The following is a 22526-nucleotide window of genomic DNA, read 5'->3' as shown; positions in this document are numbered from 1 at the left end:
CTTCGTCCCGCGCCTCAGCCTTTGAGCCCGGTCGCTGCGACCGACCTGACGAAATACCGCTGTGCGGCGAAGAACACCAGCACCATCGGCACGAGACTCATCACGTTGCCGGCCATCAGCAGCGTCCACTGGGTCGCGTGGGTGCCCTGGAAGTAGGTGAGGCCGAGTGGCACCGTCATGTTGTTCTGCGCGGTGATCACGATGAGAGGCCACAGGAAGTCGTTCCAGGAGGTCAGGAACGTCAGGGCCGCCAACGTCGACAACGCCGGCAGCGACAACGGCAGCAGAATCTTGAAGACCACACCGACCCGGGAGGTTCCGTCGATCCGCGCGGCCTCCTCCAACTCCACCGGCACGGTCTGGAAGAACTGCCGGAGGAAGAAGATCCCGAATGCGGTCGCCAGGTTGGGGAGCATCAGCGCCCCGATGTGGTTGATGCCGAGCTGTGCCCAGATGTTGTCCCCGAACCACTTCACGATCAGGAACTCCGGGATCATCGTCACCTGGAACGGCACCATCAGTGTGGCCATCACGACGATGAACAGGATCCCGCGGCCCAGGAACTTCAGCCGGGCGAAGGCGTATCCGGCGAAGCTGCACAGGATCAGATTGCTCACCACGACCACCAGGGCGACCGCGATGCTGTTGAGAAAGAAGTGCCCGAAGGGCGCCGTATTCCACGCGTCGACGTAGTTCTGTGGGCGGATCTTCGACGGGATCAAGACCGGCGGAAACTGCTGAGCCTCTGACGGGGTCTCGAACGAGGTGATCAGCATCCACAGAAGTGGGATCAGCAAGATGAACGACGTCGGGATCAGGACCAGATGCCACGGACTGAACGGCAACGGCCACCTACGCCGCGGCGTCGGTCCGGCTGTGCCGGCGGCTTCGGACGGTGCCCCGCTGACCGCCTCGGTGTATGTGCTCATGAGCTGTAGTGCACGTAACGCTTGCCGATACGGAACTGAATGGCTGTGATGATCACGATGATGAGGAAGAGCACGTATGCCATCGCGGCGGCGAACCCGGCGTTGAACTGCTGGAATGCCTGGTCCCACAGGTAGTAGACGATCACGTTCGTGGCGTGCAGCGGCCCGCCGCGGGTGGTCAGGTAGACCTCGTCGAAGAGCTGCAGGGCGTTGATCGTCAGCCAGACGAGCAAAAAGAGGCTCGCCGGGCTGAGCAGCGGGAGGGTGATGGTCCGGAAGATGGCGAAGGGCTTCGCGCCGTCGATCGCCGCCGCTTCCTGCAGTTCCGCGGGTACGCCCTGGAGCGCGGCCAGGTAGACGACGACCCCGAATCCGGTCCAGCCCCAGATCGTCATGGCCACGATCACGTACAGCGCCTGCGACGGACTGGAGAGGAACGGCTGGGAACTGATACCGACGACGTTCAGCGCCGAGTTGACCAGGCCGTAGCTCGGGTCGGTCAGCCAGAGAAAGATGATGCCTTCGGAGATCGACGAGACGGCCATCGTGACGTAGGCCGCGGTCCGGTAGACCGAGATGAACCGCAACGGCCGGTTCATCGCGACGGCGATCAACAGTCCGACGATCATCGTCCCTGGCACGAACAGCGCTGTGTAGATGATCGTGTGCTCGACCGCGCCGGCGAACAGCGGGTCGTGGAACAGTTGGCGGTAGTTCTTCGCCCCCACCCATGGCGTGTCGGGGGTGAGCAGGTCCGAATGCTGAAAGGAGAGCTTCAGCGACCACAGCACCGGAAGCAGCCCGAAGATGGCGATCACGATCACCGCCGGGCTGGCAAAGGCCCAGCCGGTCGTCGACTCGGAGCGCGCCAGCCGACGCAGCGGAGTCACCCGACCGGCGCGGGCCGTCGCCGTCATCCCGTGAGTGCCTGGTTCGTCTCTGCCGCCGCTGCCTTGAGAGCGGCCGCGGGGGTGGCCTTCCCGAGGAGGACCGCGACGATCTCGTTGCCGAGGGCCTCAGAGATCTTGGGGTACTGGGTTACCTGTGGCCGGGCCTTCTTCGCGTTGGCCAGATTCGCCACGAAGGCAGCGGTTCCGGGCAGGTTGTCGTTGAGCTCCTTGACGAATCCCGGCTCGTCTCCGACCGAGGCGCGGGTCGGCAGATCACCGGTGGCCCGGGAGAACGTCTTGATCTGAGCCGGGGCGGTGAGCCACTTCAGGAAGGTCTCCGCGGCTTGCGTCTGCGCCGACCCGTTGTTGAACACGACCCAGTTGTCCGGTCCGGAGATCGTCTGATGCCCGCCCGGAGAACCCGGATAGGTCGGCATGATCTGCACGCCGTAGGAGATGTTGGGCAACGAGCTGAGGTCCCACGGCCCGGTCACCATCATGCCGATCTTGCCGGCATTCATCAGTTGCGAGCCCTTGGTGTTGGACGTGTCGATGTATACGGACTTGTCCTGAGCCATCTGTTGCAACGTGGTGAGGGCCTTGATGCCCTCCGGCGAGTCGAACGCCGCCTTCGTGTTGTCCGGGTTGAGGATGTTTCCCCCGGCCTCCCAGAGCATGGCCTCGTAGTGCCACACCGAGTCCTCGCTCGCATCCGCCGGGAAGTACCAGCCGAACTGGCCCTTCGACTTGTCGGTCAGCTTGGCCGCGGCATTGCGGAAGTCGGTCCAGGTCCAGCTGGGGGTGGGCGGAGAAACGCCTGCCTGGGCGAAGAGCTTCTTGTTGTAGACGATGGCGAGGTTGTCCACCAGCGCCGGAACACCCACGATCTTGCTGCCGACCGTCGCTGTCGCTCGTTCTCCCGGGTAGAAGTCGTTCCAGTTCCACCCCGCTCCCTTGACGGTGCTGGAGAGGTCGACCAGCTGGGGGATCTTGGCGATGTTGGGCGACCAAGAGCCGTACATGTAGGCGATGTCCGGCGGCGTCCCGCCGCGGACGGCGGTCAGCACCTTCTGCAGCGCATAGTCGTTGGTCGACTCGAGGCTGGAGACCTGGATGTTGGGGTGGCTCTTTTCGAACTGCTTCACCATCGAGTTGAAGGCCTTGCCTTCGACATCGATGTAGCCGTGCCACACCACGATCTTGGTGACTCCGCCGCTCGCGCTGCTGTCACTGCCGCTGCTGCAGGCGGCCAGGGCGAGCGCTGCTGCGGCGACAATAGCGGGTAGGCATAGACCGAGACGTTTCTTCATGAGCTATAGCTCCTACCCGAAGCGGCACTCGCCGCCGCGATCGACCAATCCGACGCCTTACCGTAGTGCAGGTAAGAACAGGTTCGTGCACGATTCAATGGACGAGGCTGCGCAATTCTGCGGCGCGTCCGGCTGAACACCATTGTCACGGTACGACGGGTTCGCGGAGAGACTCGCGGATGAGGTCGCCGTGTGCCGCCGTGAGCTCGTTGCACAGCGCCCAGATCTGGTCGACCGACAGCGTCGCGGCGGTGTTGGCGTCGACCATCGCGGCCTGGCGGACCAGGCGTGGATCCCCGCGCAGCGCGGCCGCGACGGTCAGGCTTCCCGTACCGACGTAGGGAGCGTTGAGTGCGGCGCACTGGACGGGAAGAGATCCGACCGCCCGCGGCCGGACCCCGTCGGGCCCGATGTCGGTGGGCACCTCGACGGTGTAGTCGGCCGGGAGGTTGTCGATCAGGCCGTGATTGGGGACATTGCCGTAGATCACCCGGGGCGTGCCGGTCTGCAGGCTATGGATCACCAGGGGCGCGTATTCGGTCGCGTCTCGCTCCGGCGGACGGAGCTTGCCGGCCAGGACCAACCGGCGGGTGTCCGCGTAGTCGGCAAGGTTCTGTTGGCTGATCTGGACGTAGTCACTGACCGGAATGCGAAGCCGGGCAATCTCGGCGTCGTTGTGCAGGTACCAGGCCACGTATTCCGACGAGTGCTCCGAGGTCTCGGTCGGGTAGTAACCGATCCGCTTGTACATGTCCACGCGTACGCGCCGACGGAGTTCCGGGTCCCGCTCGATCGCCTCGTCCAGGAGCGGATAGAGGCTCTTTCCCTCGTGCTCCCACTTCAGCAACCAGGCCTGGTGGTTGACCCCGGCGCTGTGATAGGTCACCTCGTCGTAAGGGACGCCGACGATCTCGCAGAGCCCGACGACCGTCCAGTAGACCGAGTGACACAACCCGATCACCTTCAGCTGTGGGGCGATCGCCGACAGGTAGGCGACGTTCATCGCCATCGGGTTGGTGTAGTTGAGCAGCCACGCGTCCGGACAGACCTCGGTCATGTCGGCAGCGATCCCGTCGAGGGCATCGAAGGTACGGAGGCCCCGGAAGATCCCACCGATGCCGACGGTGTCGGCGATCGTCTGTCGCAGGCCGTAGCGGGCCGGGACCTCGAAGTCCCGGACGGTGGCGTCGTACATCCCGACCTGGATCGTGTTGATGACGAACTGGGCGCCGGTGAGTGCCGTCCGCCGGTCCGTCGTCGCGGTCACCCGGGCGTTGCCACCGAGCTGCTCGATCGTGCTGAGCGCAATCGCCTCGGCGGTCTCGAGGCGGTCGACGTTGATGTCGTGGAGTGCGATTGTCAGCTCGCCGAGGTCGCCCAGACCGATGATGTCGGCCAGCAGTTCGCGGGTGAAGACGACGCTTCCGGCGCCGAGAAAGCTGATCGTGGTCGGCATCGTCATCCCTCGCTGGTCATCGACGCTCGTCCGCACCGATGTCGATGCGGCCGCCCTGGACACGTGGCTGTCGATCGATGTCGAGGCGGCCGACGAGGGTGGCGGGCAGAGCGACGCCGGAGTCGATCGCCGGCGAGTCGGCCCTTATGTGCAGATCGCCGCTCTTTGGTGCCACCAGACGCGGCGCGACGAATCGGCTGTGGGCGTCCTGCCCCGTCGCTCGCCGGTAGGCCGCAAACCCGGTGTAGGTCTGTCCGAGAGAACCGAACGACGCCTGCCGCGGGTCGCCGCCGGTCGCGTAGTAGAGATTGTGATCGACGTGGTTGCGCGTGCTCAGCCCGTCGTGCTGCGCTCCGGGAACGGTTCCCAGCGCGACGTGGTCGGTGTTCGTCGCGTAGACGATGTTGTTCTCGACGGTGTTCCGGTACGCGTAGTACTGGATCAGGAACTGCGGCGAGCCGTCATCGAGGGTGTTGTTGGCATAAAGCGTGTTGTTCACGAATGTGTTGTCGTGTGAGGTCCCCGTCTTCACCCCGCCACAGTCGTCGGCGCCGTTGCAGTAGCCGCCCGTGGTTATCCCGGTGAACGCGCTGGTCCGCACGAAGTTGTCAGCGACCACGACGTGGTCGGCGGTACCCCTGGGGTTTTCAGCGGCGACCTCGATGCCGATGTCGTCACCGGACATGACGTTACGCTCGACGCGGATGTGCGAGCCGCCGTCGATGTAGAGGCCATCGGCACAGTTGCACCACGAGCCGTCCTCGTAATACGCGGGATTTCCGCGCGAGATGATGTTGCGCACGGTGTTGTCCGCGATGATGCCGTTGCGGGCGCGGTTGGCCTGGGTGTAGCGGTACTTGCCGGTCAGTGTGGGCTCGAAGCCGATGGCGTCGATTCCGATGTTGTTGTTGTCATGGATCGAGTTGTGGGTGATCCGCCAGCCGTCGACATTGCCGTTGACGACCACCGACTCGCTCGCGCCGAGTGCGAGATGGTCGACCTCGTCCCGCGTGATGGTCAGGTCGTGGATCGGATGCGTCGGCGAGTCTCCGTAGGCGGCTATGCCGTGTGCGTTGAGATCGAAGCTGCCGAGCGTGCCGTTGTAATTGCCCATCGAGTGGACGTGATCGCCCGACAGCGTGATGTGTGATGCGCCGCCGTGCACGTAGATCCCGATCGGCACCGCTTGGAGTCCGACGGTGTCATATCCGGTGATGTCGAGGCCGGACACGGTGATCCGGCTGCTGCCGTCGATCATGACCATGGCCGAACGACCGGCCGGGGGCTTCATCCCACTGCCGTCCAGAATCGCGTGCTCGTGGCCGAAGGCCCCGATCGTCAGGTCATGCGCCGCGCTACCCAGTGCGATCCGCTGGGCATAGTGGCCCGCCCGGAGCAGGACCGTGCCGCCCGCGGGCAGCCGGTGCAGGGCCTCCGCGACGGTGGCAACCGGATGGGACGCCGTCCCGGCGGCGCCGTCATCGCCGTTCGGCGCCACCACGACGGTATGGCTGGGAGCGTCCGCCGCGCCGGCGGCGGCGACCGGGACACAGAACCCTGCAGCCGTCACCGCCGCGAGCAGCACCGTGAACACCACTCGACGCCGTCGTCCGCCGCAGATCATCGAGCCGGGTGTGGTGCGGAGCTTGGCGCGAATGCTCATACTCGAGCATGGTGTTCTGCGCGGTTTCTTTTGTCAATGCTCGAGATTGCGCAGCCGGACGGTCCGACGAGGCCACTGCGACCCATGGGGCGGATGAGGTGACTTCACTCCCGATGGCCCCGGCGCCGTAGCCTGACCGGCGTACGTCGGGTCCATCCGTGAGGAGCGTGACATGCGAGCGACCAAGGTGATGGTCAACCTTCCCGTGGCCGACATCGACGCGGCGCGCGAGTTCTACTCCGACTTTCTCGGCCTCAGCACGGAGGAAATGAACCTTGGCTGGGTCGCCCGTTTCCAAACACCCGACGGACGGGCCGAGCTGCAGGTGGTCACCCGCGACGCGACCGCTCCGGAGAACCCGGTGGCCTCGATCGCCGTCGATGACGTCGACGCGGCGTACGCCGGCGCCCGTGAGCGGGGCTACGAGATCGTCCACCCGCTGACCGACGAGCCGTGGGGGCTCCGCCGGTTCTTCGTCCGTACGCCCGACGGCAGCGTCCTCAACATCAACAGCCACCCCGCGTGACCGCTCGCGCCGGTGGCACCCTGGACAAAACCCACTAGTAGTAGGTTTTGGGCCGCGACACGCCGCGGGCGCCGTACACAACCCACTAGTAGTGGGTTGTGTCCAGGGGCTCGCTCGCGGCGCGACCCTCTGGACTCGGGTCAGGCCGAGAACCCACTGATGTGTTCCGGAGTGAGCCGGCCGATGAGCCGGTTCGAGCCCGGCGGGTCGGCCGGCGGGTCCTGGCCCAGATAGCGTCTCGTCAGCGTGACAGACAGGGCGCGGTCGGGATCGTCGATCAGTTCGACCGTGCCGCGGATATTGGCGGTCCGGTACGGGTCGTCCGGTGGAAACACGGTCACCGAGGCCCGCGGGTCCCGACGCAGGTTGCGCGCCTTCTGCCGGTGGTCGTGGGTGGTGAAGATCAGCGCGTCGCCGTCCCGGGCGACCCAGATCACCGAGGTCTGGGGCGTGCCGTCCGGATTCAGGGTCGCGAGCACCGCGAAGCTGCGCCCGTCGAGGAGTCCCTTCACCCGGTCGTCGAAGGCCATGGCCCGCTCCTTTCCTATTGGTCGCGCGGTCCGAGTGCGCGCTGCCACAGCGGCAGGTCCTCGATGATCGCCTGGGCGACCGGTAGCTCGGCCGCGGCATCCCTCGCGTGGCGTACGGCGTCGTCCTCGTCCAGTTCCACGACCCACCGGCCGACCGACCAGGCCGGCTGTCGTGCGATGGCCAGCGGTAGAGCGGTGCGCTCCTCGGGCGACAGTGACACGGCGGCCGCGTCGTCGTACGCATCGACGAATGCCCGCAACTGCGCGCGTTCGACCTCCCCAGGCAGCCCTTTCGCCGGTTCCAGCAGGAAGAACCACATCGCCAAGGCGAGATCGTCGACCCGCGGCCGCTCGGCCATGAAGTCGAAGTCGAGTACGGCGACCAGCAGACCGTCGGCAAAGAGCACGTTGTTGTCCCAGAAATCTCCGTGGACTACCTGGCACAGCTGCTGGTCCCGCAACGGTTCCTCGGCCGCGGTGACGACATCGACGTGCCGGACGACCTGATCGGCGAACTCCGACAATGCCGGGTCGCTCCAGCCGCGGATACGCTCCGATCCCCGACGGCTCGCGGCCGACGCTTCCGCCGAGAAGACATGGTTGGCGTTGCAGGTCGTGCGGGCCGCCGACGGCAGCGGCGCGGTGCGCAGGATGTCGTGCACCTGCGCGAGCACCGCGAAACCACGCTGCAGCAACGGGACGGTGTTCATCCGCTCGTTCCAGCGCACGTAGGCCTCGACCTCGACCAACCGACCGCAGCGAAGGGTCGCGAGGCTCCGGCCGTCGACCGCCGAAATGGGCTGGGGAGTGGGAATTCCTGCCGCCGCCACGGCCCGGCGGGCCGCCTGTACGGCGGACAACCGCGGCGGCAACGTACCGCCCTGGTACACCCGGGCGACCAACGGCCCTTCGGGGCAGTCGAGTAGCAGATTGGTCGTCCAGCTGCCACCCAGATCGCGCCACCCCGCCGGTCGCGGGAGGGCGAAGCACTCCACGATCTCGGCGACCAAGGCATCCGATCCGCAGGCCCGGCTATCGATCCGCTCTGCGGTCACCGGCGCACAGTAGGCCCGGCCGGTGCCCGGTCGCCACATATATCTCCGCGCGGGCCGTAGCGTCAGGCCGGCGCCGACTGGCTGGCATACTCGTGCGATGTTGCGTCTCGGTGGTGTGGTGCTGAACGTTTTCGACGTCAGCCGGTCAGCCGAATTCTGGCGGGCCGCGCTCGACTACTCGAACGCCGGCCGGGAAGAGCTCCTCAAGCCGCCCACGAACAGTCAGGCGCCGATCATCCTGCTGGATGAGGATGACCGGACGCATCTGGACCTCTGGGTGGACAGCCCGGCCGAGTCGGACGCGGAGGTCGAACGACTGCTGTCACTCGGCGCACGGCGGGCGGAGTGGTCCTATCCACCCGATGCCGACTTCGTCGTGCTGGCCGACCCCGGCGGCACGCTCTTCTGCGTGGTGAACACCGCAGGTTGACTCGGTGAAGCTTCACACCGAACGCTTGATTCTTCGCGAATACGGCCTGGATGACTTTGCTGCCGTGCACGCCTACGCGTCGGATCCTCGCGTCGCGAAGTTCGTCGAGTGGGGTCCGAATCGGCCCGAGGACACCCGGGAATTCCTCGACACCTGCGTGCGGGATCAGCAAACTCGCCCGCGCACGACGTACACGCTCGCGTTGACCGAAGCGGGCGGCGCCCCGTTCGGCTCCGTAGCCCTGTTTGCGCGGCGAGCGGACGCTGCCGCGATGGGCTACGTCGTCCGGCCCGACCACTGGGGTCAGGGCTACGCATCGGAGGCGGCAGCAGCGATCCTGCACTTCGCGTTCTCGACGCTCGGACTACACCGTGTCCAGGCCACGTGCCGGCCGGAGAACATCGCGTCGGCGCGGGTCCTGGAGAAGATCGGCATGGTCAAGGAAGTCCTTCTTCGCGACCATATTCAGATCCGGGGGCAGTGGCACGACTCGCTTCTGTACGTCGCGACGTCGACCCCGTCCTGAGGCCACCCATCGCTCTACGATTCGGCTACCGGTCCTGCTCGAAAGTCGATGCCCAGATGGCGTTGCAGGTGGGTGATGGTGGCGTCCTCGAGACCCATGGGCCAGATCGACCCGGTACGTGCGGCGAGGGCTCTGCCGCGCCGGATGAACTCGCACGCAATGAACTGGACCGCGTGAGCGATCTGGTCTCTGGTGACGTCGGCGCCAGGAATGGATTCCAGGAATGCGCGTTGATCGGCGTCCAGGTATGGGTTGAGCCGTTTGCCGCCTCCGGTGCGTCGAATCCCGCGTTCGGCCAGCATGAGGTCGATCAGCCCGGCACGCACCGCGACGATCCCGCCGTGCGCAACGATGAGCTCACCGCGACCGAGAGTCACGACCAGGTTGCCAAGGAAGTAGAAGAACAGGTCTACCGCCGCAGCCGGGAAGTAGGGGTCACCCTGTCGGGTGGCATCCGACCGCTCGGCCTGCACCGGGACGACCCTGGTCGGGTCGTAGAGAGGCTTCACTCCTTCCACGTCCGTCCGCTCGAGCATCGAGGCCGGGTGGATGATCAGGTCAAGGTGTACCCAGTCGGAGGTGAGTGCATAGCCGCCGATCACGCCGGGCAGATTGCTGGCGAGGACCAGTGGCCCGGCGATCGCGGCGGCGGTCTCCGACCAGTGATCGGTGAACCAGCCCGCGCTGTCATCGACGACCAGGCAATGTAGGTCGACGTCGCTGTAGGCGTCGGCCTCTCCGGACGCGTAGCTACCGCCTAACCAGGCCGCGAGAATCCGGTCGTCGTCATTGACGGCGACCACTGCCTGATCGATCAGAGCCCGCTGCCGGGCATCGGTGACCGGGCCGGGAACTTCGCTCTGCTGCCCGGGGCGCTCGGACGGGGACACACTGCGACGCTACTCACCCTCCGAGGCACGGCAGTGTCGGTCGTAGGCAAGGGCCCGCTCCGCCTTCGACCGGAGCTCGGGATCGGTCTCGTCGCGCAGTACCCGGCGGAAGGCGCGGCGTACCCGCGGCTCCATCGGCCGCTGCCACATCATCGCCGCGGCGGCTGCGCCGGACCCGAAGGCTGCGGTCGTTGCGCAGTACGTCGACGGTCACGCCGGCCACGTCGACCGGGAAACACTCGCCACCGTCGGGCTTGCAGGGCTCACAGCCGAGCGTGTGCAGAGCGGCGTGCCGGACCTTCTTGTTCGGATCCTGCAGGGCGGCGAGCATCCGCGTCGCGACCGACCGGTCGAGCTCGTGGTGATCAAGCAGCCGGCACGCACGGAACCGCACCGCAGGGTCGGGATCGGAGACGGCGTCGATGAGCGTGGCCTTGTCGGCATGCGGCTCGAGCAAAAGCCCTGGATCTTCCACGACGACCTCCGTGGCGCGACGATGGCGCCGCCCCGCCGAACATCGCGCCTGCCGCGGTGAGGCAGCAGGGATGGTCCATCCGACGGGGTCGGCGGGCCCGACGTTAGAAGCCTGGTGGCCGCGGATTCAACCGGTTATTCGATGCAGCGCTCCGGAACGCCCCGCCGCCGACCCCGCGACCAAAACGCACTAGGAGTGCGTTTTGGGCGGCGGGCATGCGGGCGGGCGTCAGAAGTTGTCGGGTGGCACGTAGGTGCCCCACACGTCGCGGAGGGCGTTGCAGACCTCGCCGACCGTCGCGCGTGCGGCCAGCGCCTCCTTCATCGGATAGAGCACGTTGTCGGTGCCCTTCCCGGCCGCACGTACGGCATCCAGCCCCCGGCGTACGGCGGCCTCGTCCCGCGCCGCCCGCAGCGTCTGCAGGCGTTCCCGCTGCTCGTGTTCGATCGCCGGGTCGACACGCAGCGGCTCGTAGCGCTCCTCGCCCTCGACGGTGAAGCGGTTGACGCCGACCACGGTGCGCGATCCGTCCTCGATGCCGCGCGCGACGGTGTACGCGGACTGCTCGATCTGCGACTTCTGGAACCCGGCCTCGATCGCCTCGACCGCACCGCCCATCTCCGCGACCTGTGCCATCAGTGCCCGCGTCGCCGCCTCGACTTCGTCGGTCATCGCCTCCACCGCATAGGAGCCGGCGAACGGGTCGACGGTGGCGGTCGCATCGGTCTCGTAGGCCAGAACCTGCTGGGTACGCAGCGCGAGCCGGGCGGCCTTCTCCGTCGGCAGCGCGATCGCCTCGTCGAAGGCGTTGGTGTGCAGCGACTGCGTGCCACCGAAGACCGCGCCCAGCGCCTGCACCGCGACCCGCACCATGTTGACCTCGGGCTGCTGCGCGGTGAGCTGTACGCCGGCCGTCTGAGTGTGGAAGCGCAGCATCAAGGACTTGGGGTCCTGGGCGCCGAAGTCGTCGCGCATGACCTGCGCCCAAATGCGCCGGGCGGCGCGGAACTTCGCCACCTCCTCCAGAATGCTGGTCCGGGCGACGAAGAAAAACGACAGCCGGGCAGCGAATTCATCGACCGCCATGCCGGCGCGGATCGCGGCCCGGACGTATTCGATGCCGTTGGCGAGGGTGAAGGCGATCTCCTGCGCGGGCGTCGCTCCGGCCTCGGCCATGTGGTAGCCGGAGATCGAGATCGTGTTCCAGCGGGGAACCTCGGCCCGGCAGTAGGAGAAGGTGTCGGTGACCAGCCGCAACGAATGCGCCGGCGGATAGATGTAGGTTCCCCGCGCGATGTACTCCTTGAGCACGTCGTTTTGTGCGGTACCCCGCAGCGCGTCCGCGGGGACACCCTGTTCCTCGGCGACCAATTGGTAGAGCAGTAACAACAATGACGCCGGCGCGTTGATCGTCATCGACGTCGACACGTCGCCGAGCGGGATCCCGTCGAAGAGCATGCGCATGTCGTCGATCGAGTCGATCGCCACGCCGACCTTGCCGACCTCACCCGCAGCGATCGGGTCGTCGGAGTCGAAGCCCATCTGGGTAGGTAGGTCGAACGCGACCGACAGTCCGGTCGTGCCGGCCCGAAGTAACTGGTGGTAACGCTGGTTGGACTCCCGCGCGGTGCCGAAACCGGCGTACTGACGCATCGTCCACGGCCGGTGGGTGTACATCGACGGATACACCCCGCGCGTGAACGGGTATTCTCCCGGTTCACCCAGCCGTTCAGGCAGCCCAGGCTCGACATCGTCCGGGCGGTAGACCGGTGCGATGTCGAATCCGGACTCGGCGTGTCGGGGCGCGTCCCCGTGCGCCTGCGGCTCGCGCACCATAACCGAAGAGTAGGCGACTCCCGCGTCCCGGACCGATAGAGGTCCGGACAGTGGGGTAGGAAAGGGCCCGATGACTACTCCGTACCCCGGCGCAGGATCCGCGCGCCCGGATATCGCCCCCGACCGCTTGCAGTCGGAGGGGGCCTCCCCGGACCCCGGCGCGCGGGTCATCGCCGGCCGCTACCGGCTCGGCCCACCGCTCGGACGCGGGGCGATGGGCACCGTCTGGGATGCGCACGACGACCTCCTCGACCGCCCGGTGGCCGTGAAGGAGGTCGTTCTCCCCCGCGGTATGCCGGCGCACGAGCGGGAGGTGGCCTACCAGCGCACGCTGCGCGAGGCCCGGGCGATCGCCCGCCTCGACCACCCCAACGTCGTCACGCTGTTCGACGTCATCGACGAGGACACCAGGCCCTGGGTGGTCATGGAGCTCGTCCCGTCCCGCAGCCTCGCCGAGGTCGTCCGGCGGGATGGCCCGCTGCAACCGCGCCGGGTCGCGACGATCGGCCTCGCGATGCTCGGCGCGCTCGAGGCGGCGCACGACGCCGGGATCACCCACCGTGACGTCAAGCCGAGCAACATCCTGCTGACCGACGACGGCCGGGTGAAGCTGTCCGACTTCGGGATCGCCCGGGGCACCGACGACAGCACGATCACCGGCACCGGCATGATCGTCGGCTCGCCGTCCTACATCCCGCCCGAGGTCGTCCAGGGCGGCCAGAGCGGGCCGCCCGCCGACCTGTGGGCGCTGGGCGCGACATTGTTCACCGCCCTCGAGGGCCGTCCCCCGTTCGAGTCCGGCGACGCGATGGCCACCCTGCATTCGGTGGTCTCCGACCCGACGCCGATGACCGAGAATGCCGGACCACTGGGACCGGTGATCGACGGCCTGCTCGCGAAGGACCCCGCCTCCCGGCTCGGAACGATTCCCGCGCGCCGGATGCTGCTCGACGTCGTGCGGGCCGAGGAGCGCGGGACCGAACCGGACGCCGACCCCACTGTGTTGACCCCGTTCGTCGACGAAAATCCCGCAAACCGACCGGACGACGTCGACGCGGACCGCGCCACCGGCCACGACGGCGCGACGCCCGCCGACGGGTTCCTCGACACGGCGGACGACGAGCAGGACACGGCCGCGTGGCCGGCGCTCGGCGGGATCACCCCCACCGAGCAGGCAGCCCCCCGGCGGCGCGGCAAGCGCACCGCCGCCGCGCTGCTGATCGTGCTGGTCCTCTGCGCGGCGACGGTCTACGGCGGCTTCTGGCTCAGCGGGCGGCTGACCGCGCACCAGCAGGCCGGCTCCACCACGCCGACGGCGCCACCCAACCCGACGAAGAGCAAATCCTCCGGCGGCAAGTCGCACAACTCGACCGGTAACCCGGCCGGTTACACCACCTACAACGACGACGCGGGGTTCCACGTCGCCGTACCGCAGGGCTGGCAGCCGAGCGCGAAGCGGCCTGGCGTCGTCGACCTGCGCGCGCCGGCGGGCGACCGGTTCCTCCGGCTGATCAGCGGTCCGCACTCCGCGAGCGCACCGGTCAACGGGTTCTACGCCGCCGAGCGGGACTTCGCCGCCTCGCACAGCGACTACCACCGGGTCCGGATCGAACCGGTCACCTATCGCGGCTATCAGGCCGCGGACTGGGAGTTCACCTACAGCAAGAACGGCGTGATCCGGCACGTGCGCTATCGGTCCTTCGACACCGGAAGCGGCAGCTACGGCGTCTACGTCTCGGCTCCGGAGCAGCGCTACGCGGCGACGTTCCCGGTCTTCAACAAGGCGCTCGGCACGTTCGCGGCGGGCTGACCCGGGTGCGGCGTACGCTCACGCGCCGTGACCCACAGCGATCCGACCATCGCAGCTGAGGACCTCGCCGCGCAGGCCGCGGCCGATCTGGCCGCGCGAACTGGCGTCGCCCGCCACGACGCCGCGATCATCCTCGGGTCCGGCTGGGCACCGGCCGCCGACGCCGTGGGTACGGCGGACGCCGAGGTGCCGGTGAGCGACCTGACCGGTTTCGTCCCGCCGACCGTCGCCGGGCACGTCGGGCTGGCCCGGTCGGTCCCGGTCGGTGGCCGCCGGGTGCTGGTGCTGCTCGGCCGGACCCACCTCTACGAGGGCCACGGGGTCGCCTCGGTCGTGCACGGCGTACGGACGGCGGCGGCCGCCGGCGCCCGCGTGATCGTCTTGACCAACGCCGCCGGCGGCCTGCGCGAGACGATGCGGGTCGGCCAGCCGGTGCTGGTCAGCGACCACCTCAACCTCACCGGCCGCTCACCTCTGGTCGGCCCGCAGTTCGTCGACCTGACCGACCTCTACTCCGCCCGGCTGCGGTCGCTCGCCCGCGAGGTGGATCCCGACCTCGCGGACGGCATCTACGCCGCATTGCCCGGACCGCACTTCGAGACGCCGGCCGAGATCCGGATGCTGCGCACGATGGGTGCCGATCTCGTCGGCATGTCGACGGCACTGGAGGCGATCGCGGCCCGTGCCGCCGGGGCCGAGGTGCTGGGAATCTCCCTGGTCACCAATCTCGCCGCCGGCATCACCGGCGAACCACTCAACCACCTCGAGGTGCTCGAGGCCGGGCGGGCTGCGGCCAGCGCGATGGGCACTCTCCTCGCGGCGGTCGTGAGCCGGCTGTGACCGACCCCGCGGCGACCGAACTACGGGCCCGCGCCCGGCGGTGGCTCGCGGACGACCCCGATCCCCGGACCCGCGCGGAGCTCGCGGAGCTACTCGCCGCCGACGATCTCGACGCGCTGGGCGACCGCTTCGCCGACCGGCTCCACTTCGGTACGGCGGGCCTGCGCGGGCCGATGCGGGCCGGTCCGGCGGGCATGAACCGGGCCGTCGTCCGGCGTACCGCCGCCGGACTGGCGGCCTACCTGCGTCGCCGCTCGGCGACCGGGCCGGTGGTGATCGGCTACGACGCGCGACACGGCAGCGCCGACTTCGCCCGCGACTCGGCGGCCGTTCTCGCGGGCGCCGGTCTGGACGCGCGCCTGCTCCCCCGGGCGCTTCCGACGCCGGTGCTGGCCTTCGCGGTACGCGCGCTGTCCGCATCGGCGGGCGTGATGGTGACCGCGAGCCACAACCCGGCGCAGGACAACGGCTACAAGGTCTATCTCGGTGGCGATCTGGCCGACGGGCCGGCGGGCGACGGAGCGCAGATCGTGCCGCCGGCCGATGCCGAGATCGAGGCGGAGATCCTCGCCGTCGACGGACTGGACGGCGTACCGCTGTCCGAGGACTGGATCGCGCTCGGCGACGAAGTCGTCGATGCCTACCTGACCGAGATCGCCCGGGTACCGCGCACCGCCGCCCGGGATGTGTCGATCGTCTTCACCCCGCTGCACGGCGTCGGTGGCGACGTGACGCTGGAAGCCTTACGCCGCACCGGATTTCCCGCGCCGATGGTCGTCGTCGAGGAGGCGCAGCCCGACCCCGACTTTCCGTCGATGCCGTTCCCGAACCCCGAGGAGCCGGGCGTTCTCGACCGCGCGCTGCGCCTCGCCGCCGATTCCGGCGCCGACCTGGTGATCGCCAACGACCCGGACGCCGACCGCTGCGCGGTGGCCCTCGGCGGACGGGTGCTCGCCGGCGACGAGTTGGGGGTGCTGCTGGCCGACCACCTGATGCGCACCGGAGAGCACGGCCGCTTTGCGACGACGATCGTGTCGTCGTCGATGCTCGCCGCGATGTGTGCCGACCGGGGCGTGCCGTACGCCGAGTCGCTGACCGGCTTCAAGTGGATCGTGCGCACCGGCGAGGACCTCGTCTACGGCTACGAAGAGGCGCTCGGTTACGCCGTCGCGCCCGACGTCGTCCGGGACAAGGACGGCATCAGCGCGGCGCTGCTCATCGCCGATCTCGCCGCGTCGCTGCGGGCCGAAGGGCGCTCCCTGCAGGACCGGCTGGACGAGCTCGCGGTCCGCCACGGCGTGCACGCCACCGGGCAGTTGTCGATCCGGGTCGAGGATCTGTCGCTGATCTCCCGGATGATGCGACGGCTGCGCGCCGCGCCGCCGACCACACTGCTCGACCGTCCGGTGACCGACGTGCAGGACCGGTTGCCCGAGGCGGATGTGGTGACCCTCCACGCCGACGGCTGCCGGGTCGTGGTGCGCCCGAGTGGCACCGAACCCAAGCTGAAGGCCTACCTGCAGGTCGTCGTCGGGGTGGCGGCGGATGGGTTGGTGTCCGCGCGGGAGACGGCGGGCCGGCTGCTCGCGGCGCTGCACGCCGAGATCTCCGAGCTTCTCGCCGAGGACTGACCGCTGTCGAGGTCATCGACGAGATCGTCGAGCGGGCGCGGTCAGCCGGGTGACCAGCGATTCGAGGCTCGGCTCGTAGGTCCCGTCGGTCGCCACCTCGATGACCTCGTTGCTCGGATCCAGCGGGTCCACAGCGCGGGCGAGGTTGTTCCCGACCCTCGCCAGCTGCGCGTCGAGCTCGGCGGCGGTCGCGCCGCGGGCCAACTGCCGGTCGCGGAAGCGCTTCGTCGGGTCGGCGGCGCGGCAATGCACGTTGACGACTTCTGCGAAATGGTGCAGACGGCGTACGTCGCCCTCGAACTCGCCGCGGTACATCGTGCCGTCGGCCACCATGCTCACTCCTCCCGCGAGCAGGTGTTCCAGGGTGCTGAACCACAGCGGTACGCCGCGTTGCGCCACCGGTGCGGGCGCTCCGCGCGCCACCGAGTGGCGTAGGCCGTCAAACACCTCGTCCCGGTTCAGGTGCGGCAGCCGGAGCTCCGCGGCGAGCAGGCGGGCCAGGGTCGTCTTGCCCGATCCGGGCGCCCCGGTGACGAGGACGAGCAGCGGCCGCCACTCGAAGCCGTCACCCACCACGCGCCCCCTCGGTCGCTAGCATCCACGGCCGCCGATTATGCGCCGGGCACGTGCGCTCGGAAAGCCGCCGCGGAGCCGCCGGTACGATGCCGATATGTCGATGACCGGAACCCCGCAGAAGAACCGGGCAGCGGTGCTGCACGGGATCCGTGACGTCCGGCTCGAAGACCGGGCGGTGCCGGAGCCGGGCCCGCGCGAGGTGCTGGTCGAGGTGCGATCGGTCGGAGTGTGCGGCTCGGACATCCACTACTACGAGCAGGGCCGGATCGGCGACATGGTCGTGCGGGCACCCATGGTGCTCGGCCACGAGGCCTCCGGCGTCGTGGTGGGCCTGGGCGCCGGGGCCACCCGCCACGAGATCGGGCAGCGGGTCGCGCTCGAGCCCGGCGTCCCGTGCCTGCACTGCCGCGAATGCCGGACCGGCCACTACAACCTCTGCCGGGACGTGCGCTTCTTCGCGACGCCCCCGATCGACGGCGCCTTCGCGACCTACGTGACCACCCACGAGGACTTCGCCTTCGCCGTACCGGACGGACTCTCCGACGCCGCGGCGGCGCTGGTCGAGCCGCTGTCGGTCGGAATCTGGGCATCGCGCCGGGGCGGGGTCGGGCTGGGTGACACCGTGCTGGTCACCGGCGCGGGAGCGATCGGCCTGCTCGCCGCCGCCTCGGCCCGGGCCGCGGGCGCCAGCAATGTCATCGTCACCGACGTCAACCCGCACCGGCTCACCCAGGCAGTGAAGTTCGGCGCCACGTCGACCCACGACAGCCGAGAAGGAACCCTCGACGACGCCGGCATCGAGGCCGACGTCCTGCTCGAATGCTCCGGCCACCCCGACGCCGTCCGCGGCGGCATCGCGACGCTGCGGCCCGCCGGCCGCGCCGTCCTGATCGGGATGGGCGCCGACGAGCTCCCGCTGCGACTGGATCTGTTGCAGCGCCGCGAGCTCACCATCACCGGCACGTTCCGCTACGCCAACACCTACCCGGCCGCGATCGCCCTCGCGGCGAGCGGCCAGATCAACATGGACGCGTTGGTGACCGGCCGGTTCGGGCTGGACGAGGTGGAAGCGGCGCTCACGGCCAGCGAAAAGGACCCGACGACGGTCAAGAGCGTGGTCGTCGTATCCGAGGACGCCTGAGCGCGATCAGACCGCGCCGAACTGGCGATCGCCGGCGTCACCGAGCCCCGGGACGATGTAGGCCGAGTCGTTCAGACGATCGTCGATGCTGGCGGTGAAGACCCGCACCGGCAGGGCACTGGCCTCGAGGTGACGCAGACCCTCCGGTGCGGCGAGCGCGCAGAGCACCGTGATCTGCGTCGTACCCCGGGTCGCGAGCAGGCTGCAGCAATGCACCAGCGATCCCCCGGTCGCCAGCATCGGATCGAGCACGAAGACGGCCCGCCCGGCCAGTGACTCGGGCAGCGACTCCATGTAGGCCCGCGGCTGGAAGGTCGCCTCGTCGCGGGCCAGTCCGACGAAGCCCATCTGCGCCTCGGGCAGCAGGCCGAAGGCCGCCTCGGCCATACCCAGCCCGGCCCGCAGCACCGGGACGAGCAGCGGCGGATCGGCGATGCTCACGCCTGTCGTCGCGGCGACCGGGGTGTGGATGTGTTGCTCGTCGGTCGGCAGGTCGCGGCTCGCCTCGTAGACCAGCATCAGCGTGAGCTCACGCAGCGCGGCACGGAAGGTCGCCGGGTCGGTGCGCGCGTCCCGCATGGTGGTGAGCCGGGCCCGGGCCAGCGGATGGTCGATCACGGTCGTCTGCACGACTGGACGGTAGCAACAGCCGGCGATTTTCAGGGCCGGGAGAGCGCGCGCCGGCGGCGTCGCAGGAAGTCGCGCTCGGCGGCATTGTCGGTGTGTGCGATCGCTGCCTCATACGCCGTCGCGGCCTCCGCGTCGCGCCCCAGCCGGCCGAGCAGGTCGGCCCGGACGGCGTGGAAGACGTGGTAACCGTCGAGATCGAGCTCGTCGACGAGGTCGAGCGCGGCGGCCGCTCCCTCGGTCTCGGCGACCGCCACCGCGCGGTTGAGGGCGACCACCTGACTCGGGGCGAGCGCGAGCAGCTGGTCGTAGAGCTGGCGCACCTGCGACCAGTCGGTCGCCGCCGCGGTCGGCGCGTCACTGTGTACGGCGTTGATCGCCGCCTGGATCTGGTACGGACCGGGCTGGTTGCGCCGCAGGCACTCCCGCACGATCGTCTGGCCCTCGGCGATGAGCGCCTGATCCCAGCGGCCACGGTCCTGGTCGGCCAGTCGCACGAGATCGCCGTCCGGCGTCGTACGGGCGGTCCGTCGCGACTCGACGAGGAGCATCAGCGCGAGCAGCCCCATGACTTCCGGCTCGTCCGGCATGAGCTCCGCCAGCAACCGGCCCAGGCGGACGGCTTCGGCGCACAGATCCTCGCGGACGAGCCGGTCGCCGGCGCTCGCCGTGTAGCCCTCGTTGAAGATCAGGTAGACGATTGCCAGTACGGCCCGCAGGCGCTCGGGAAGCTCGGCCTCGCTGGGGACCCGGTACGGGATGGCGGCATCGCGGATCTTGCCCTTGGCCCGGACCAGGCGCTGGGCCATCGTCGGCTCAGGCACCAGGAAGGCGTGCGCGATCTCCGCCGTCGTAAGGCCGCCCAGGAGCCGGAGCGTCAGCGCGACCTGCGCAGCGGTGGCGAGCGACGGGTGGGCGCAGGTGAAGATCAGGCGCAGTCGGTCGTCGCGCACGGCTACCTCCCCGGGTGGATCGTCGCGGGCATGCAGCAGGGCGGCCTGGGCATGGCGGTCGTCTCTCGTCGCCTCGCGGCGGAGGCGGTCGATCCCCCGATTGCGGGCGGTGGTGATGATCCAACCGGCCGGGCTCGGCGGTGGTCCGGTCGACGGCCAGCGCTGCAGCGCCGTGGCGAAGGCATCCTGGACCGCCTCCTCGGCGATGTCGATGTCGCCGAAGACGCGGACCAGGACCGCGACCGCGCGGCCATACTCCTCGCGGAAGACACGTTCGACCGCGGATTGCGGGACGGGTTGATCAGTCATCCGCGCGGGGATCGTCATGCATCGGCCGGACCTCGACCGGAAGGGTGGTCGCGCGGGACAGCTTGCCCGCCCAGTCGAGCGCCTCGTCGAGGTCCGGTGCCCGGACGATCGTGAAGCCGCCCATGTGCTCCTTGCCTTCCAGGTAGGGGCCGTCGGTCGTGAGCAGGTCGTGGTCGCCGGCCCGTACGACGGTGGCCGTGCCCTCCGCGTGCAGGCCACCGGCGAAGACCCATACCCCGGCATCCTTCATCTCGCGGTTGAGGACGTCGAGGTCGGCAACGATCTTCCCCAGGTCGACGGCGGCGGGGGCGGGTCCGTCGGGCTGGTAGACGCTGAGCAGGTACTGGGTCATCGGGAGTCCTTCCGTGGTGGTTGTGACGCCGCAGAGTGGCCTGCGTGTCACCCTCTACACGAACGGCCGGTGACGAGATCGACAGATCGGTGGTCGCTTTCTGCCCCCACAGGCGTCTCGCCCTAGCGCCGTTCGCTGCCGCGGGGGTGGGCTCCGTCCAGGCTTACCTCGTCCGCGCCGGCGTACAAGGCTGCGGTGAGCTGGTCGAGCAACGAGCTCAGCTCCTCAAGGTGGGACAGCGAGGTGCCGTGAATGGCCTGCCCGAGGTCGGCGGCGAAGGCGTCGAAGGCCTCCTGCATGACCTGTGTACCAGCGGGTGTGAGGTCGATCAGGACGCTGCGCCGGTCGTCGGGATTCGGGCGACGGGTGAGGTAACCGGTGACAGCCATCCGGTCGACCATCGCGGTCACGCTTGCCGGACTCATCTGCAGTTTGGCGGCCAGCTCGCCGGGGGTCAGACCGTGGTTGTAGTAGACGTGACCGAGGACTGCGGCGTCCGACACTCCCAGGCCCACCGCGACGCCCCAGGCGCGCCGGTACGCCTCTCCGGCGACGATGAGTGCCCGAACCTTCCGGGTGACGTCTTCCGCCGCCCTCGATTCCACGTTTCGCCCGCCTCTACCGGTCACCGTTCAGGTGCGCGAAATATGTAGGCGGGTGAGGGTGCCCTCGGAGGGAGTGGAGCGGGTCTGCACCAGGTCGCAGAGTTGGTGGACCAGCCACAGCCCCCGTCCGCTCTTCTGGTCGGTGGGTGGCCGTTCATCAGTCGCGGTGGGGTGGGAATCAATGACGCCGCAATCACGGATTTCGCTGGTGAGGCAGCCGCCGTTGCGCCATACCCGCAGGATCCCGGTTCCGCCGCCGTGCCTGATGCTGTTGGCGGCGACTTCGTCGACGGCGAGAACGTAGTCGTAGGTGCGACTACCTCCGAGCCCGAGTCGGGCGGCGTAACCGTCGACGATGCTTCGGACCTGCGACAGTTGGCCCGCGTCGAACATGAACAGCTGGAGTACGTCTGCGGAGTCCGGCAACGGGTGTGCGCCGTAATCGTCCGGCGGCGGGTTGCCGTGGACCTGGCTTCGGGTACCGCGATGCAGCGTCACCTGGTGCGATTCGCGGGCCCGGTCGATCGTCGTCGGGTCGACCACGTCGGTGTCATAGGGGCACAGCAGGCTGAACGACCGGGACCCGGCGAATGCCAGGTCCAGCAGTGATTCGTACCGCTGCACATCGATGAGCTCGGCCGTGTTGGTCGGCAGGCGGCCCCGCTCACCCAAACCACGTACCTGACCCCCCGGCCTCCGGTGCAGGTACCGGTTCCAGCCGGGGATGAACCGCTCCGGCCGGTGGCCCGAGGCTCGGCGTGGCTCGGCCCAGTAGACCTCGTCGGCGTCGCCATCCAGCCTCGCGCGCAAGCGTTCCGCCTTGTCAGCAGGCAGGACCACCAACACCGGCTCGCCCACCTCGATACCGTCCCGGATGAAAGGCAGCGCGCCGGCGTGAAACTCCCGCTCCCCGGCATAGAGAAAAGCTTCGTGCTGCAGCCTGGGTTCGGTCGATCTCCGATAATCCGGCCTGGACGTCTCGGTGGTCATCGTCCGTCCCCCAAATGCCTGATGAGACTCCGCTTCAACCAGTGGCGACGATCACTACTGATCGGCGAGCGGAGCCATCGGCATGGCTTGCGCGACGGCGGCGGCGCGGGCCGAGCCCGCACAACGCTTCCTCAGGCTATGAATGGCGGGACTTCCGTCGCCGCCGTCCGTTGTCC

The 22526-nt window shown here is 68.8% G+C and carries 23 protein-coding genes; 7 read left to right on the top strand and 16 right to left on the bottom strand.

All coding sequences use genetic code 11. From position 1 onward, the window contains the following. Positions 1-14: 14 nt before the first annotated feature. The 5 genes from VGH85_10655 to VGH85_10635 form a co-directional block, all read right to left on the bottom strand. The gene (locus VGH85_10655) at positions 15-929 is read right to left on the bottom strand and encodes a carbohydrate ABC transporter permease (GenBank protein ID HEY2174258.1); all 915 of its coding nucleotides are present in this window, start codon (positions 927-929) and stop codon (positions 15-17) included. Beyond that, positions 926-1846 carry a sugar ABC transporter permease gene (locus VGH85_10650; GenBank protein ID HEY2174257.1) on the bottom strand — a complete coding sequence of 307 codons (921 nt, stop codon included), beginning with the start codon at positions 1844-1846 and terminating at the stop codon, positions 926-928. The genes VGH85_10655 and VGH85_10650 overlap by 4 nt, the downstream gene beginning before the upstream one ends. Then, a complete protein-coding gene (locus VGH85_10645) occupies positions 1843-3129 on the bottom strand; it encodes an ABC transporter substrate-binding protein (protein ID HEY2174256.1) in 1287 nt (428 codons plus the stop codon). Before VGH85_10645 ends, VGH85_10650 begins: the two co-directional genes overlap by 4 nt. A 145-nt stretch (positions 3130-3274) precedes the next feature. Further along, a complete protein-coding gene (gene melA, locus VGH85_10640) occupies positions 3275-4585 on the bottom strand; it encodes an alpha-galactosidase (GenBank protein HEY2174255.1) in 1311 nt (436 codons plus the stop codon). Positions 4586-4601: 16 nt separating this feature from the next. Next, positions 4602-6248, bottom strand: coding sequence for a right-handed parallel beta-helix repeat-containing protein (locus VGH85_10635; protein HEY2174254.1), 1647 nt, complete (start codon positions 6246-6248; stop codon positions 4602-4604). 172 nt (positions 6249-6420) lie between these two features. Between VGH85_10635 and VGH85_10630 the strand changes: the two genes are divergently transcribed. Next, positions 6421-6774, top strand: coding sequence for a VOC family protein (locus tag VGH85_10630; protein HEY2174253.1), 354 nt, complete (start codon positions 6421-6423; stop codon positions 6772-6774). A gap of 140 nt (positions 6775-6914) precedes the next feature. Here the strand turns inward: VGH85_10630 and VGH85_10625 are convergent, their stop codons facing one another. After that, positions 6915-7304, bottom strand: coding sequence for a PPOX class F420-dependent oxidoreductase (locus tag VGH85_10625; GenBank protein ID HEY2174252.1), 390 nt, complete (start codon positions 7302-7304; stop codon positions 6915-6917). Between the two features lie 14 nt (positions 7305-7318). Then, complete coding sequence (locus tag VGH85_10620; GenBank protein ID HEY2174251.1) at positions 7319-8359, bottom strand: phosphotransferase; 1041 nt, start codon at positions 8357-8359, stop codon at positions 7319-7321. Between the two features lie 97 nt (positions 8360-8456). On the opposite strand from VGH85_10620, the gene VGH85_10615 reads away from it, so the two are divergent. Together VGH85_10615 and VGH85_10610 are read left to right on the top strand one after the other, a co-directional pair. Continuing rightward, positions 8457-8789 carry a VOC family protein gene (locus VGH85_10615; protein ID HEY2174250.1) on the top strand — a complete coding sequence of 111 codons (333 nt, stop codon included), beginning with the start codon at positions 8457-8459 and terminating at the stop codon, positions 8787-8789. A gap of 4 nt (positions 8790-8793) precedes the next feature. After that, a complete protein-coding gene (locus VGH85_10610; GenBank protein HEY2174249.1) occupies positions 8794-9315 on the top strand; it encodes a GNAT family N-acetyltransferase in 522 nt (173 codons plus the stop codon). Positions 9316-9329: 14 nt separating this feature from the next. Here the strand turns inward: VGH85_10610 and VGH85_10605 are convergent, their stop codons facing one another. From VGH85_10605 to VGH85_10595, 3 genes are all read right to left on the bottom strand, one after another. Next, on the bottom strand, positions 9330-10205 hold the full coding sequence (locus VGH85_10605; protein HEY2174248.1) for a nucleotidyltransferase domain-containing protein: 876 nt from the start codon (positions 10203-10205) through the stop codon (positions 9330-9332). 13 nt (positions 10206-10218) lie between these two features. Further along, positions 10219-10680 carry a HEAT repeat domain-containing protein gene (locus VGH85_10600; protein HEY2174247.1) on the bottom strand — a complete coding sequence of 154 codons (462 nt, stop codon included), beginning with the start codon at positions 10678-10680 and terminating at the stop codon, positions 10219-10221. 228 nt (positions 10681-10908) lie between these two features. Next, positions 10909-12516 carry a methylmalonyl-CoA mutase family protein gene (locus VGH85_10595; GenBank protein ID HEY2174246.1) on the bottom strand — a complete coding sequence of 536 codons (1608 nt, stop codon included), beginning with the start codon at positions 12514-12516 and terminating at the stop codon, positions 10909-10911. Positions 12517-12586: 70 nt separating this feature from the next. Between VGH85_10595 and VGH85_10590 the strand changes: the two genes are divergently transcribed. Genes VGH85_10590 through VGH85_10580 form a run of 3 tightly spaced genes read left to right on the top strand, consistent with a single transcriptional unit; the run spans position 12587 to position 16797 of the window. Then, positions 12587-14326 carry a serine/threonine-protein kinase gene (locus VGH85_10590; GenBank protein ID HEY2174245.1) on the top strand — a complete coding sequence of 580 codons (1740 nt, stop codon included), beginning with the start codon at positions 12587-12589 and terminating at the stop codon, positions 14324-14326. A 27-nt stretch (positions 14327-14353) separates the two neighbouring features. Then, a complete protein-coding gene (locus VGH85_10585; protein ID HEY2174244.1) occupies positions 14354-15166 on the top strand; it encodes a purine-nucleoside phosphorylase in 813 nt (270 codons plus the stop codon). Next, positions 15163-16797, top strand: coding sequence for a phospho-sugar mutase (locus VGH85_10580; GenBank protein ID HEY2174243.1), 1635 nt, complete (start codon positions 15163-15165; stop codon positions 16795-16797). Before VGH85_10585 ends, VGH85_10580 begins: the two co-directional genes overlap by 4 nt. Before the next feature lie 12 nt (positions 16798-16809). Here the strand turns inward: VGH85_10580 and VGH85_10575 are convergent, their stop codons facing one another. Next, a complete protein-coding gene (locus VGH85_10575; protein ID HEY2174242.1) occupies positions 16810-17370 on the bottom strand; it encodes an AAA family ATPase in 561 nt (186 codons plus the stop codon). A gap of 97 nt (positions 17371-17467) precedes the next feature. On the opposite strand from VGH85_10575, the gene VGH85_10570 reads away from it, so the two are divergent. Beyond that, complete coding sequence (locus VGH85_10570; protein HEY2174241.1) at positions 17468-18514, top strand: NAD(P)-dependent alcohol dehydrogenase; 1047 nt, start codon at positions 17468-17470, stop codon at positions 18512-18514. A 6-nt stretch (positions 18515-18520) separates the two neighbouring features. Here VGH85_10570 and upp read toward each other — a convergent pair whose 3' ends face one another. From upp to VGH85_10545, 5 genes are all read right to left on the bottom strand, one after another. Beyond that, entirely contained in the window at positions 18521-19144 is a 624-nt protein-coding gene (gene upp, locus VGH85_10565; protein HEY2174240.1) for a uracil phosphoribosyltransferase, read from the bottom strand. Between the two features lie 29 nt (positions 19145-19173). Beyond that, positions 19174-20403 carry a sigma-70 family RNA polymerase sigma factor gene (locus tag VGH85_10560; protein ID HEY2174239.1) on the bottom strand — a complete coding sequence of 410 codons (1230 nt, stop codon included), beginning with the start codon at positions 20401-20403 and terminating at the stop codon, positions 19174-19176. Beyond that, complete coding sequence (locus VGH85_10555) at positions 20396-20755, bottom strand: YciI family protein (GenBank protein HEY2174238.1); 360 nt, start codon at positions 20753-20755, stop codon at positions 20396-20398. The genes VGH85_10560 and VGH85_10555 overlap by 8 nt, the downstream gene beginning before the upstream one ends. 122 nt (positions 20756-20877) lie before the next feature. Beyond that, entirely contained in the window at positions 20878-21360 is a 483-nt protein-coding gene (locus tag VGH85_10550; GenBank protein ID HEY2174237.1) for a MarR family transcriptional regulator, read from the bottom strand. 27 nt (positions 21361-21387) lie between these two features. Further along, positions 21388-22350: a sensor histidine kinase gene (locus VGH85_10545; protein ID HEY2174236.1), complete on the bottom strand. Its 963-nt coding sequence runs from the start codon at positions 22348-22350 to the stop codon at positions 21388-21390. Between the last annotated feature and the right edge of the window lie 176 nt (positions 22351-22526).

This window comes from Mycobacteriales bacterium (assembly GCA_036497565.1).
Lineage (GTDB): Bacteria > Actinomycetota > Actinomycetes > Mycobacteriales > QHCD01 > DASXJE01.
This window is presented reverse-complemented; position numbering and strand designations above follow the sequence as displayed.